This window comes from Campylobacter sp. W0014, from assembly GCF_020135975.1.
GTDB lineage: Bacteria > Campylobacterota > Campylobacteria > Campylobacterales > Campylobacteraceae > Campylobacter_D.
Genome location: NZ_JACHTR010000031.1, coordinates 1 through 11,578, shown reverse-complemented (window position 1 = coordinate 11,578; position 11,578 = coordinate 1). Strand labels below are relative to the sequence as shown.

Sequence of the window (11,578 nt, the reverse complement as noted above, 5' to 3'; positions counted from 1 at the left end):
CCAGCAGGAGAAAAAGCAAAAAGTGATTTTACCGCCATTACAATCATTGGCAAAGCAGAAAATGCCTTTTATGTTGTAGAAAGCATTGTAAAGATTTTAAAAGCTCAAAGCATTATAAAAACTATTTTTAATCTTCAAAAGATTTATAAATGCCGTTTGATTGAAATTGAAACCAATGGGGGACAATTTTTCTTAAAGAAATGGATTCTTCAAAAAAGCTTTGAAAATGGAATATTCCTACCTTTAAGAGGCAAGAACAATAGCACAAGCAAATTCGAACGTATTGAAAGTTTAAGCCTTGCCTTTGAAAATGAAGAGCTTTTTTTGCACAAAAAACATACTTTACTTATAGAACAACTCTTAGAATTTCCAGAGGGCAAAAATGATGATGCACCTGATTCTTTAGCGGGTGCATTTTTATTAGCAAAAACAAAATCAAGTATTAAAAGAAGAACTCATGATTTTACACCTAGAATAAGACATTATTAAAGGATAATAATGAAAAAAGAAGTAAAAAATAAAACCAAAAGAGAAGTAATCTTAAAAAACAATACCCTTATCGATACTTTGCTTAATTCTAATTTCCTGAAGCTTGAAATGATTAATGAAGCAAATCAAAGAATGATTTTTAAAGATTTAAGCTTTATACAATCTCATCAATCAAGAAGGAGTGTGATTTTATCCAAAGAATTACAAATCATCTGTGAGAATGAAGAGATTAAAAATGTTTTTGAAGATTTATTTCATCCTGATTTAATATGTCAAATTTTAGAAACTTATTTATATGGACTTAATGTTTTTGAAGTCAATTACAAATTGAAAAATGGTTTTTATTATCCCATTTTAAAGCAAAGAGATTTTAGAAATTTTGGCTTTAATGAAGAGGAAAAGCTTTGTTATTATGGTTTTGGAAATGAAATGCAAATAGAAGATAGAAAAGTTATTTATGGACTTTTTGGATCTAATTTTTTATTCCCAAATGGTGATGCTCTTATTACCAAACTTTATTTTCCTGTAAAACTTAAAAACGCTAGTTTAAAATTTTGGATGGAATTCTTAGAACGTTTTGGAAGTCCTTGGGCGGTTGCTAAAACAGATTCTGATCCAGATGCATTAGCTTGCGAGGTTAATCAAATGCTAAATGGAGATAGTGCGGTTATTGATAAAGAAGAAGAACTTGATTTGATCCAGCCAAAAACAAAAGCAAATTACAATGAAATAATAGATTATCTTGATAATCAAATAAGAAGTGTGATCTTAGGAGCCAATTTAAGCTCTCAAGTTAGCGGTGGATCTTTAGCAGCAACCGAGTCTCATAATGAAATCAGAAAAGATTTAGCTGAACAAGATGCAAAAATAGTTCTTTTTATTTTAAATCGTGCGCTTAAATTTTTTAAAGAAATCAATGGTTTTAAAGAAGAGCTTTATGTGCAATTTTTTAATGAATCTAATCCAAAAAGCGAACTTTGCGAAAGAGATTTAAAACTCTTTAATATGGGTTTTTGTTTCAATGAAGAATACATTAAAAATACTTACAACGTAGAAGGTAATTTAATTCAAAATCTTACAAAGAATAAAGAAAATGAAAAAGCTTTGTTTGAGAATAAAGCAAATTTTAAAGAGAACTTTGAAGAAGATTTTATTGACAAAGGTTTAGAGCAAAAAGAATATTTAAAAGTTGATGAAACAATGGCAAAGTTCTTTAAAGATCAATTTGAAAATATTGTTAAAGAATGCAAAGATTATGATGAGGCACTTAAAAAACTCCAAGAAAAATTTTCTAGTTTGAAACAAGCCGATTTTGAAAAACATCTTTTTATAGCTTTAAGCAATTCTAGTATTTTAGGATATTTGGAGCAATAAAATGATTGGTGCTGGAATAAGTTTTTTCTCAGAACCCACTGAGGCTGTTGAATTTTTAAAAAATAAAAAGCCACAAATTAGCTTTGATTATGATGAAATTTCTCATTCTGCCCATAAAAAAGTTTTTACTATTGCCAAACTTATGGATGATGGGTTATTAAAAGATTTGCAAGACTCTTTAGTAAAAGCTATTAAAAACGGAGATAAATTTAGTACTTGGAGTGAAATTGCTGAAACAAAATTAAAAGCAAAAGGTTGGTGGGGTTCAAAAGAACTTGTAAATCCAAGAACAGGTGAGATTAAAAAAACCAATTTTAATAGCGCAAGATTAAAAAAAATCTTTGAAGAAAACTCAAGAAAAGCTAAAGCTAAAGCCATTTATGAAAATCAAATGAAAAGCACTAAACCCTATTTTAAATATTGCACTAAACAAGATTCTCTTGTTAGAGATAAACACAGGGCGTTTGATGGCATAGTTTTGCCCAAAGATGATCCTTTTTGGGATACTCATTATCCACATGTCACTATGCATGATTTTGGTTGCAGGTGTTATGTTTTAAATGTAGGAGAAAGTGAGATTAAAGGTTCAAAATCTCCTGTAGCAAATTTAGAAAAAAATGAATTTAATGGCTTTAATGACGAAGAACTTTTAGATGAACTTTATAATCAAAAAAATACTGAAGTCGTTCAAAATTTTATAAGACTTAATATGCTAAGTGCGGCGGCTAAAAAAGCAAAAGAAGTTAAAAGTTTTATTCATGATAAAGAACTTTATGTTTGGCAAAAAAGCTTGGATGAGATGGTAGATGAAATCATCATCAAAGAAAATCAAAAATATCCCATTAATTTTATTCAAGTTGGAAAAATAGATAAAACCACCAAAACATTTTTAGAAAAACTAACTAAAAAAGATTTGGAAGATTTGTATTTTACTTTAAGTAAAAACAATCTCTTACACGCAAGTCCAAAAAGAAAAGCAAATTATAACCAAGCTTTAAGTGTGGATGAAATCAAACAGATTGTTAAGGTTTTGGATGAGGCAAAAGAGGTTTATTGGGACAAAAAAGAAAAAAGCTTAATTTATTTTTTTGATGATTTAAGAAATAGCAAAAAAGTGAATAAAATCATTATAAGACCTGATTATCAATTGAAAAAATTTGGAAAAACAAATGCGGTTATTACACTTGGAAAGGTTGATAAAGATAGAAAAGGTTTGAAACATTTAGAAAAAATTAAGTGAAGCGGGTGGGACTCGAACCCACAACACCACCAAAGCTTTAAGCTTCTCGTTGTGCTTACCACTCACATAGAGTTCACATCTTCGCTTCATATTAGATAGAGCGGTGGGACTTGCACCCACAATACGATGTGTTCTCGGACTGGTTACCGCACATCCTCAACTACTACATTGCAACCATCAACTCTATCTAAATTAAGATAATTTTAGCTTGACACAACTGAAAAGGAGTTTAAAATGGTTTTAGCTTTGGGAGAATTCAAATTTAAAGCTTTAAATTTTGATGCATTGGAAAGAAGTTTAGATTTTAAAATTACAACTCAAAACAGATTAAACAATTATAATGCTTTATTTGCTAGTTCTAAAGCAAATGAAAAGATTAAAATACAAGGAAAAACCTTACCTTTAAGAGGGGATAAAAACACTTATTTAGATTCATTAGAAAAGATGGCAAAAAAGCAAATTTCTTACACCTTAACAGGAGCAAATGGAAGATATTATGGAAAATTTGTCATTTTAAATTTAAGTGAAAATCAAAGTGCGTTTGTTGATGGAAGCGGCTTTGTAAGTCAAAGTTTTAGCTTAGAATTAGAAAGGGATTTTGATGAGTAAAAAATATATTGCAAAAAATGAGGAAAGGCTTGATAGCATAGTTTATAATCATTATGGAACGCTTTCATATTTTGATCAGGTTTTAAGGGTTAATCCAAGATTAAATCCTATTTTAAAAACAGGAGATAAAGTGATTTTACCAGAGATTGAAATCAAAGAAGATAAGGAAGAAACTTTATGGTAAGAAAACCGCAATTTAAACTTCTTGCAAAAGGCAAAGATGTTACACAAAAGATCTCTAAAAATCTTATAAGTATCAGTTTTGAAGATAAAGAAAAGGACGAAAGCGATGAAATGAGTTTAAGCATTTTTGGTCTTTATTCTAAAGTGCTTTTTGGAGATAGCTTGGAACTTTGGCTTGGCTACGAAAAGCTTTATAAATGCGGAACTTTTAGCGTAAATGTTGTGAGTAAAAATTATATTTCAAATACCACTGAAGTAAGAGCAAGTGCGGTCAATTTTAGCGGAAAAGGAAGTACAAATATAAAAGAAAAAAAGACAAGAAGTTTTGAAAATACAACCCTTTTTGCTATTGCTAAAAAGCTATCAAGTGAAAATAATTTAAAACTAAAAACCACTGGAGAGGATCAAAATATAGTAAGCATTTTACAAAACAATCAAAGCAATTTAGAATTCTTGTATGGTATATGTTTTGATTATGGATTTATTTGTTGTATTAAGGAAAATACACTCATTATAACCCCAAAAGATGGAAAAGTTAGTGATACTGCTGCCAATATTACTCCAAAAAATCAAAATTTACCCAGCTATGAAATATCTTTAAATGACTGCATTTCATTAGAAATTTCAGAAAGTGCTAGAAATGAATACTCAGCTGTAATAGTAGAATGGCAAGATATCAATGAAGCAAAAATGAAAAGCATAAAAGTAGGAAGTGGGAATAATGTTTTTAAAATGCAAATAGCACAACCAAAAAGTGATAATGAAGCTTTTAAAAAAGCACAGGCTAAGCTAAATGAACTTCAAAAGGGTGGCGTAAATGGAAGATGTGAACTGGCAGGAAGAAATTTAAGAGCGGGTGGAAAACTAAAGATTAAAGGAATAGAACTTGATATTTATGAGTTTAGTATTAAAAGTGTGAGTCATAATTTTAATGACTCAGCTTATATGATTAATGTCGAGTTTGAGAGTTAAGTTTTTTAATTCTTATATCTTTTATAATGTCACTTTTAACCATTTTATCTAAATTGATTATATATTTTATAGCCTCGCATGTTATTTCAACTTTAACAAAAGGATTTTCATCTATTATTTTCACTTCATCTATTATTTTCACTTCATCTTTTTGAATCGTTGCATATGTTTCCATGTGCAAAGGATAATCTCTATATAGAGTCTGTTTTTTAAATTCATCATATCCGTCTTTACCATCCTGAAAGATCTTAAAAGTAATTTTATATGGAATACCATTTTGATATAAAGGTGTAATAGTATATGTTAAAGTATTAACGTGTTTTGTTATTCGACTTTCACCATAAACAAGAATATATTCTTGACCTTCAATAATATAAATTTCTGTTGATAAGTTACCTTTGCTCATAAATATACCTCCTATAATATAATTAATTTTTTAAGTCTAATAATTATATTATAAAGACGTTAAAACAAACTTGGTTCTAATTTTTCTCTTAGTTCTTTAGTGATTAAATAAACAGCATTCAAACTTAAATCGTATTTTTTGGCACATTCTATACTTGCTGCTTTAGTGGTTAAACCTTGTTTTATAAGTGTTTTAAAATCTTGTTTTAATTCTTTATCTCTCATGAGTGTTTTATAGCTTGGAATATAAATATTTGATCCGCCAAATTCTTTTAAAATTTCACGTTTATTATTATTTTTTACAAAATCAATAAAATATTCAAAATATTCATTATTTGAAAGCAAAGTAGTTTCCTAAAAAAGATTTTTTAAAAATTATAGCAAAAAATTAAATTTTATTTCATAGGTTATAATTACAAATAAAGGAGAGATTATGAAAAAAATAATGAGCATTTTATTGTTAAGTTTTACCCTATTGTTTGCTGATAGTTTTAATGAAAGCAAAAAAGAACTTGCTAGATTATATGAGAGCTTAGGAAGTGATTATCAGTATGATTTTTATTGCAATGCGCCTTTTAAGGTTAATAAGAAAGGAAAATATATTAAATTTGAAGTTCTTCCTTCAAATCAATATAGTCCCAGAAATGAATACACAAAAAAGGGAAAAATCAATCAAAGAGCCAAGCGTATAGAATGGGAACATATTATGCCAGCTTACAATTTTGGAAGACATTTGCCTTGTTGGAAAAAAGGAGGTAGGAAAGCTTGTCAAAATGATCCAGTATTTCAAAAGATGGAAGCTGATAAGCAAAATCTAGTCCCAGCGATCGGGGAAATAAACGGAGATAGAAGCAATTTTAGATACGCACAAGCTCCTTTAAATTTAGAATACAATCAATACGGAAATTGTAAAGTCTATACTGATTTTAAAGCAAAAAGATTTTACCCAGCTGATTATTCTAAGGGTTGGATTGCAAGAAGCTATTTATATATGAGTAAAACTTATAATATTAAATTATCAGATCAAGAAAGAAAGCTTATGGAGGCTTGGGATAAGCAATATCCTATGAGTGAAAAAGAAAAAAGAATTAGAGAATTACTCTAATTCTTCGCAAACTTTAGCCACAATTTCATCTATATCAATCACTAAGCTTTTATCTTTTTCATTAAAACTTTCATCAAGTTTTTCTCTGATATCACAAACCACATTAAGTAAAGCCCCGAACTCTTTATCGGTTTTAATTTGATGGGTAATGCCATTATGCATTATTTCAATATTAGTTCCTTTTGCAGCAAAAGCAACTTGAGAATGCTTTTCTATATCTAAGGTTAAAAAAAGCTCTGCATTATAAGAATGTATTTCTAAAATCATTTTAATCTCCTTTTGTTTTTTACAGAGACAACATTAGCTTCGTTTAGCTGAATGTGTGCTGTTGTTTTCTAAATTTTTAAGTGCTAAAATAATCTTATTGGCTTCTTCTTTATCTAAATACCAAAGATGTAAAGGTCGTTTTTTAATGATATTGTTAATGAATTCTCTTAAAGCCCATCTTGTAGGTTTTTTGGCATTTTTACTCCAAATAGCTTGTATCATATTTAATTGCTTTTGTGTGGCTTTACCTTTTTGGGCTTTTTCTTTTTTTAAATATCTTGCTTTTTTGTTTTTTAAAAATTTCTCTTTATAACCTAAAGTCATGGCAAAATCCTTAAGCTCTTCAAGATTTAAATCTTTACTTGAATTTTTACCATATCTTTGATTTAAGACCCAGCGATAATCTTCATCATTATTCAAATTAGCTTCTTTTTTTAAAGTATGTATGATTTTAATCAAATGTTTTTTTAATGCCTCTTGTGTATTCATTTTTCCAACCTTTGTTTTAACCTTGAAATAAATTTATCTTTATTGACACTATAAAGTTCGTTTTGTTTTTGCTTGTATTCTAGATAATTTTGCTCATAATCTTTGATAGCTTGGGTAGCAATTGGTGTTTTAGCAACAGGTGCAATCTTGATTTGATTATCATAAATAATTTTATTTTGATTTTTAAACATATATTCTATAAGTTTATTATAAAACACCCCAGCAGCAAGAGGTCTTTTTTGTTCATCGCAAAGTTCTTTATTAGCGTTAATATAATAAACACTATCTTCACAATCATAATGCTTTAAAATAGGTTTGCCTTTTTCATCATAAGCAATATTGCCATCATAATATTTAAGCACATAAGAGTATGAAAAATCGCCTTTGCGTGTTTGAAAAATAAAACGATTAGAAAAAGAAATAAAAAGCCATTCTAAAAAAGATTCTATATTTTCATATCTTTTCTTTAAATCAAGTTCCGCATAAGCACAAACAAGGGATAATTTTTCATAGCTTGTTCCAACAAATTGCTTTTTTAACATGGTTAAATCATAATATTTTTTAAAACCCAATATATCTTTAGGTGTTTTTGCCTGAAAGTAAAGCTTTTCTATAGCTACTGCTTGAACTTCACTGATACCAAAAAGTTCTTTTAATACTTCTTTAGCATTATTCATTAAAACCCTTTTCTAACCAAGAAGCTAACGTCTTTTGATTATCTTTATTTTTGTATTTATTGGCTAGCTTTGGAAGCCAAGTTGATTTTAAAGCTCTTTTCCAATTTTTTAAAGGTTTGTTATTTGCCATAAGCCATTTTCCATCATCTTGTTTATAATAATTTATAAAACTATCAGCTATAAAATAAGGAATAGAGCAAGAATTTTTAGCATTAAATTCATCAATAGTTTTTATAATTTCATCTTTGCTCGGTGGAATAAATTTCATTTTTTTCCTTTTTTAAAAACTTAATTAAGCCCATTAGTTTTAATGGACTTGTTAAATTTTTCTTTTTCTAGCTCTTATTTTTTGTTTTAAGTTCATCTTCTTTTTTCTTTTTAGATTTCTCTTTTTTACCTTTGGTTTATTTCTAAAATCAAGCTCTTTAAGTCCATTAAAATAAGTTGTTTTTGCATTAAAAACATTACTTAAAAGACTTGCAGTGATTAAAGAAAGTTTGTTTAGTCTCATTTTTCTATCTCCAAGCTTTCAATCTTTGGTTCTATTCTAAAATTATCTTTTGTAACCCTTTTAAGTCCAAGTTTCACTAAAGTGCTATCTTCAAGTTCTACTATGGCTTCTTTGTTGAGTTCTTCTTTGTAAGTGATACACTCATTAAGCCCATAGCTTTTAAAGGCTTTGATTAAACTTTCTAGTTTTTCTTTTACACGTGGTAAAGATACACTTTTACTTAAGCGATAACCAATTTTGCCAAAGGTAAATTCCTTAGATCTTTTTTCAGCAAATTCATGTTTATTATTTTCACAAAAAGTAGTGATACAAGCTTCTATATATCCAAGCTCATCGCTTAAAACTTTAATCTCTCCTGCACGGCTTTCTTTGATTTCATTACAAGCTAAAGTTACCTCTCCATTGATTTTTTCTATTTGCACACTAAGCTCTGCTACTTTTTTAAGTGCTAAATTAACATCTTCAAAACTATTTATTTGCATTTATTCTCCTTTAATTTATATTTTTCGATTTGATAATCCCATAAACAAAAACCATATTTTAAAGACATGGCATACTTATTTCTTTTTTTGACTATCCTTAAACCCTTTCTATAAGGGCAACTCTAAAGTTAATTCTTTAATTCCTAGCTTTTTAGCTAATACTAATTCTTCTTGCATACCTGTTGAATTTTTAGCGTCTTTGTGTTTGCTAAGATAAATATAATCACACGCTTTTAAAAGCTCTCTCCCCATTTGTAAAGCTTTGTCTCTGTGTTTATTCTCTTCCAAATAGCTAAATTGTAGTATGGGCGAAATAGGCGTAAAATCTTCACATTCACGTATAATTTTTAAGCATTCTTGCTCGGCAACGCTTATGGCTAATGATTTGCGTCTGCTTTCTTGCACAGCTAAGCCTTTATAAGGACTTGCTATATAAACTAATGGCATTGTTCTCCTTTTTTGATGATTTTAGGGTTTTACCCTTTTTAAGTCTTCTTAAAAAAAGACTTAAAAAGAAAAAACGCAATTAAAGTGCTTTTAAATCAAGCACTTTTATTCAGCTTTTTATTCAAATGAAAATTAAGAATTTTTTGTGCAATATAATCAGGATAAATTCCTTTTAAAACATCCACAAAAGTGCCGCTTTTTTTAAAATAAATACCCGCACCTTTTACTTCAAACAATGAAGCACTATAGTCTGCTTTTTCGCCTTTAATCATTGTTGTCATGATCTACTCCTTGTATTAAATTGTTTCTTTTTGTTTTTTCTTGTTCTATTAAGTCTAAAGTTTCAAAGATAGCAAGCCATTTATCTTTATTTTTAGGACTTCTTAATTTTTTAATAGCGTGTTTATAGATTTGATGAACACGTGTCAATGAAATACCCAGTTCTCTTGCTATCTCTTCAAAGGTCATTTTTTATCCCAACATTAAAAATGAAGCTGCAGCTTCGATGTGTTTAACTTCTACATCAGCTCCATCTGCAAAATCTCTAGCTCTTTTTAAAAGTTTTTCGCTTTTTCTAAAATTGCCACGAGCTAAGTTAAAAACCAAATCAATTGCTTTTTTATCTTCTATATTAAAATAGGAGCAAAGAGTTTTTAAATCTTCATTTTTTAAACCTTCTTTGTTTTGATAGCAAAGTCCTTTTAATTCCCATTTTGCACCAATTCTAGAGCTTAATTGCCCATATTCGTTATAATCATTTCTGCCAATACCTGTTAGATTGTTTTTAAGTTTTTTGGTGCCTACTAAGATCAAAGCTGTATTTGAAAAATCATATATGCGTCTTAAACATTCCAAAGCACGAAATGGCAAATGCTCACTCTCATCAATAATTAAAACTTTTGAAGTTCTTGCAAGTTCAGCAGCAATACCTCTGATTTTATCATCAAGTGAGCCTTTAAAGCATACATTTAACTTATTCTCAAGACCCACTAAAAGCATTCTTTTACTAGTTTCTGTGGTTGCTTCAAAAAGAACCACTCTTGTTCCATTTTTATTAGCATATTCTTTAATAGCACGACTTTTGCCAGTTCCTGCTTCTCCAATGATTACTCCCATTTCACGATTGCTCATAGCACTTTCAATCGTTACATTGATAGCTTTTACATCTTTGGTAGCAATAAATGGAGTTTGAAGTTCTTTTACACTTTTTTCTTCCACGAAACTTTTGATATATTTTTCAAGTAAAGGCTCAACTTTTAAGGCATATTTATAAGCACTTCCTTCCTTCATATAGCCAACCATATAACTTCTGTTAATTCCCAAACGATCAGCTAAGTTGTTTTGAGAGATGTTTTGGGTGTTTAAAAACTTCTTGGTTTGTTCAACTAAATCCATTTTATTTCCTTTTGTTTTTTTATGAGTAAAAACTCTTTAAAACTTGAATTAATCAAGCTTTAAACAGCTTTTAACCTGCAAAATACTTTTTATCTACAAAAGCATCCATATCAAATTCTTCATCATTTTTAATTTCTTTTTTGGCATTTAAGATAAGCTCATCAGCATTAGCATTGTTTTTAATCTTTTCTAATTCTCTTTGAGTTTTTAAACTTTCTTTAGCAAGTGATTTTTGATGTACTTCTTTAACCTCTGCAAGTGAGTTTTCAAAAACATTTTTCAAATCATTTAAATCCGCTTTAATATTAAGTTTAGTAAAGGTAGTAATTTCATCTTTTTTAAGCACTTCTTTAATCGCTTTAACTTCGCTTTCATATCCTTTTTTAAGCATTTTAAAGCTTTCTTTACTAAGCTTAGCTATACTTTCATCAAGAGCTAGACAAAGGAAGTTTCCGCTTAAATCATAAATGAAAAGCTCTTTGACATTGTCGATATTTTGTACACATTTTACTTTTGTGCCAACGCTTGGCAAATTTGCACTCTTATAAACCCTATCTTGAAATAAAATTCCTTTTTTATTAACTACTCTAATTTCTTTGTTTCCAGCGTTAAATAAAAACTCTTCATAAGATATTTTTACAATAGCTCTATCACAAGAGTTCCAAAGTTCAAGTGGAGTTTTAACGCCTTTTTTACGACGAACTTTACTCATATTCCATTTAATCACTTCAGCTTCTAAAAACTCACAAGCTTCGCTAAAAGTGTGAAGTAATTTTTGATTGGTCTTTTTGGCAAAGCCGTATTCATCTTTAGCTTTTCTTTCTTTTTTAGGAGTTTTTTGCTCTATCATTTCTCTTTTGGCAAGATTATTGCCAATATATCCATGCATTTTAGAAATTCCTGCATGTTGAAGTGTCCCAAAGCGTCTTTCCA

General features: G+C 28.9%; 20 protein-coding genes. 7 read left to right on the top strand and 13 right to left on the bottom strand.

The features are described from left to right. The 6 genes from terL to H2277_RS08075 all read left to right on the top strand — a co-directional run. The coding region (terL, locus tag H2277_RS08100) for a phage terminase large subunit (RefSeq protein WP_337201823.1) at positions 1–489 on the top strand (489 nt) is incomplete at its 5' end. 9 nt (positions 490–498) lie between these two features. Next, positions 499–1,863 (top strand): DUF935 family protein, encoded by a 1,365-nt coding sequence (locus H2277_RS08095; protein WP_337201822.1) that lies wholly within the window; start codon positions 499–501, stop codon positions 1,861–1,863. A gap of 1 nt (position 1,864) precedes the next feature. Continuing rightward, positions 1,865–3,103 (top strand): phage minor head protein, encoded by a 1,239-nt coding sequence (locus H2277_RS08090; protein ID WP_337201821.1) that lies wholly within the window; start codon positions 1,865–1,867, stop codon positions 3,101–3,103. A gap of 234 nt (positions 3,104–3,337) precedes the next feature. After that, complete coding sequence (locus tag H2277_RS08085; RefSeq protein WP_337201820.1) at positions 3,338–3,712, top strand: phage tail protein; 375 nt, start codon at positions 3,338–3,340, stop codon at positions 3,710–3,712. Then, a complete protein-coding gene (locus H2277_RS08080; RefSeq protein ID WP_070282398.1) occupies positions 3,705–3,896 on the top strand; it encodes a tail protein X in 192 nt (63 codons plus the stop codon). Before H2277_RS08085 ends, H2277_RS08080 begins: the two co-directional genes overlap by 8 nt. Next, positions 3,890–4,867, top strand: coding sequence for a phage tail protein (locus tag H2277_RS08075; protein WP_337201819.1), 978 nt, complete (start codon positions 3,890–3,892; stop codon positions 4,865–4,867). Before H2277_RS08080 ends, H2277_RS08075 begins: the two co-directional genes overlap by 7 nt. Here the strand turns inward: H2277_RS08075 and H2277_RS08070 are convergent. Continuing rightward, a complete protein-coding gene (locus H2277_RS08070) occupies positions 4,845–5,273 on the bottom strand; it encodes a hypothetical protein (RefSeq protein ID WP_337201818.1) in 429 nt (142 codons plus the stop codon). The genes H2277_RS08075 and H2277_RS08070 overlap by 23 nt on opposite strands. 59 nt (positions 5,274–5,332) lie before the next feature. Then, positions 5,333–5,617: a Mor transcription activator family protein gene (locus tag H2277_RS08065; RefSeq protein WP_337201817.1), complete on the bottom strand. Its 285-nt coding sequence runs from the start codon at positions 5,615–5,617 to the stop codon at positions 5,333–5,335. A gap of 88 nt (positions 5,618–5,705) precedes the next feature. Here H2277_RS08065 and H2277_RS08060 point away from each other — a divergent pair, with 88 nt between their 5' ends. Beyond that, positions 5,706–6,377 carry an endonuclease gene (locus H2277_RS08060; protein ID WP_337201816.1) on the top strand — a complete coding sequence of 224 codons (672 nt, stop codon included), beginning with the start codon at positions 5,706–5,708 and terminating at the stop codon, positions 6,375–6,377. On the opposite strand, the gene H2277_RS08055 is transcribed toward H2277_RS08060, so the two are convergent. From H2277_RS08055 to H2277_RS08005, 11 genes are all read right to left on the bottom strand, one after another. Beyond that, positions 6,369–6,644: a hypothetical protein gene (locus H2277_RS08055; RefSeq protein ID WP_337201815.1), complete on the bottom strand. Its 276-nt coding sequence runs from the start codon at positions 6,642–6,644 to the stop codon at positions 6,369–6,371. The genes H2277_RS08060 and H2277_RS08055 overlap by 9 nt on opposite strands. A gap of 33 nt (positions 6,645–6,677) precedes the next feature. Further along, entirely contained in the window at positions 6,678–7,133 is a 456-nt protein-coding gene (locus tag H2277_RS08050) for a phage protein GemA/Gp16 family protein (RefSeq protein WP_337201814.1), read from the bottom strand. Then, a complete protein-coding gene (locus H2277_RS08045; protein ID WP_337201813.1) occupies positions 7,130–7,810 on the bottom strand; it encodes a hypothetical protein in 681 nt (226 codons plus the stop codon). The genes H2277_RS08050 and H2277_RS08045 overlap by 4 nt, the downstream gene beginning before the upstream one ends. Then, the gene (locus tag H2277_RS08040) at positions 7,803–8,078 is read right to left on the bottom strand and encodes a hypothetical protein (protein WP_337201812.1); all 276 of its coding nucleotides are present in this window, start codon (positions 8,076–8,078) and stop codon (positions 7,803–7,805) included. The genes H2277_RS08045 and H2277_RS08040 overlap by 8 nt, the downstream gene beginning before the upstream one ends. 51 nt (positions 8,079–8,129) lie before the next feature. Beyond that, the gene (locus H2277_RS08035; protein ID WP_337201811.1) at positions 8,130–8,321 is read right to left on the bottom strand and encodes a hypothetical protein; all 192 of its coding nucleotides are present in this window, start codon (positions 8,319–8,321) and stop codon (positions 8,130–8,132) included. Beyond that, on the bottom strand, positions 8,318–8,803 hold the full coding sequence (locus H2277_RS08030; protein WP_002873715.1) for a host-nuclease inhibitor Gam family protein: 486 nt from the start codon (positions 8,801–8,803) through the stop codon (positions 8,318–8,320). The genes H2277_RS08035 and H2277_RS08030 overlap by 4 nt, the downstream gene beginning before the upstream one ends. Before the next feature lie 108 nt (positions 8,804–8,911). Continuing rightward, positions 8,912–9,250 carry a DUF4406 domain-containing protein gene (locus H2277_RS08025; RefSeq protein WP_337201810.1) on the bottom strand — a complete coding sequence of 113 codons (339 nt, stop codon included), beginning with the start codon at positions 9,248–9,250 and terminating at the stop codon, positions 8,912–8,914. Between the two features lie 95 nt (positions 9,251–9,345). Then, on the bottom strand, positions 9,346–9,531 hold the full coding sequence (locus H2277_RS08020) for a hypothetical protein (RefSeq protein WP_011049637.1): 186 nt from the start codon (positions 9,529–9,531) through the stop codon (positions 9,346–9,348). Continuing rightward, complete coding sequence (locus H2277_RS08015; RefSeq protein WP_337201809.1) at positions 9,515–9,718, bottom strand: sigma factor-like helix-turn-helix DNA-binding protein; 204 nt, start codon at positions 9,716–9,718, stop codon at positions 9,515–9,517. The genes H2277_RS08020 and H2277_RS08015 overlap by 17 nt, the downstream gene beginning before the upstream one ends. Positions 9,719–9,721: 3 nt before the next feature. After that, entirely contained in the window at positions 9,722–10,645 is a 924-nt protein-coding gene (locus H2277_RS08010) for an AAA family ATPase (RefSeq protein WP_337201808.1), read from the bottom strand. Positions 10,646–10,715: 70 nt separating this feature from the next. Continuing rightward, positions 10,716–11,578, bottom strand: an 863-nt coding sequence (locus tag H2277_RS08005) for a Mu transposase C-terminal domain-containing protein (protein ID WP_337201806.1), incomplete at its 5' end; no start/stop codon positions are given.

Coding starts and splice junctions, on each gene's coding strand:
- H2277_RS08025 (WP_337201810.1), bottom strand. CDS start 9,250: ATGCCATTAGTTTATATAGCAAGTCCTTATAAAGGCTTAGCTGTGCAA.
- H2277_RS08055 (WP_337201815.1), bottom strand. CDS start 6,644: ATGATTTTAGAAATACATTCTTATAATGCAGAGCTTTTTTTAACCTTA.
- H2277_RS08085 (WP_337201820.1), top strand. CDS start 3,338: ATGGTTTTAGCTTTGGGAGAATTCAAATTTAAAGCTTTAAATTTTGAT.
- H2277_RS08070 (WP_337201818.1), bottom strand. CDS start 5,273: ATGAGCAAAGGTAACTTATCAACAGAAATTTATATTATTGAAGGTCAA.
- H2277_RS08010 (WP_337201808.1), bottom strand. CDS start 10,645: ATGGATTTAGTTGAACAAACCAAGAAGTTTTTAAACACCCAAAACATC.
- H2277_RS08075 (WP_337201819.1), top strand. CDS start 3,890: ATGGTAAGAAAACCGCAATTTAAACTTCTTGCAAAAGGCAAAGATGTT.
- H2277_RS08015 (WP_337201809.1), bottom strand. CDS start 9,718: ATGACCTTTGAAGAGATAGCAAGAGAACTGGGTATTTCATTGACACGT.
- H2277_RS08035 (WP_337201811.1), bottom strand. CDS start 8,321: ATGAGACTAAACAAACTTTCTTTAATCACTGCAAGTCTTTTAAGTAAT.
- H2277_RS08060 (WP_337201816.1), top strand. CDS start 5,706: ATGAAAAAAATAATGAGCATTTTATTGTTAAGTTTTACCCTATTGTTT.
- H2277_RS08030 (WP_002873715.1), bottom strand. CDS start 8,803: ATGCAAATAAATAGTTTTGAAGATGTTAATTTAGCACTTAAAAAAGTA.
- H2277_RS08040 (WP_337201812.1), bottom strand. CDS start 8,078: ATGAAATTTATTCCACCGAGCAAAGATGAAATTATAAAAACTATTGAT.
- H2277_RS08050 (WP_337201814.1), bottom strand. CDS start 7,133: ATGAATACACAAGAGGCATTAAAAAAACATTTGATTAAAATCATACAT.
- H2277_RS08090 (WP_337201821.1), top strand. CDS start 1,865: ATGATTGGTGCTGGAATAAGTTTTTTCTCAGAACCCACTGAGGCTGTT.
- H2277_RS08080 (WP_070282398.1), top strand. CDS start 3,705: ATGAGTAAAAAATATATTGCAAAAAATGAGGAAAGGCTTGATAGCATA.
- H2277_RS08045 (WP_337201813.1), bottom strand. CDS start 7,810: ATGAATAATGCTAAAGAAGTATTAAAAGAACTTTTTGGTATCAGTGAA.
- H2277_RS08095 (WP_337201822.1), top strand. CDS start 499: ATGAAAAAAGAAGTAAAAAATAAAACCAAAAGAGAAGTAATCTTAAAA.
- H2277_RS08020 (WP_011049637.1), bottom strand. CDS start 9,531: ATGACAACAATGATTAAAGGCGAAAAAGCAGACTATAGTGCTTCATTG.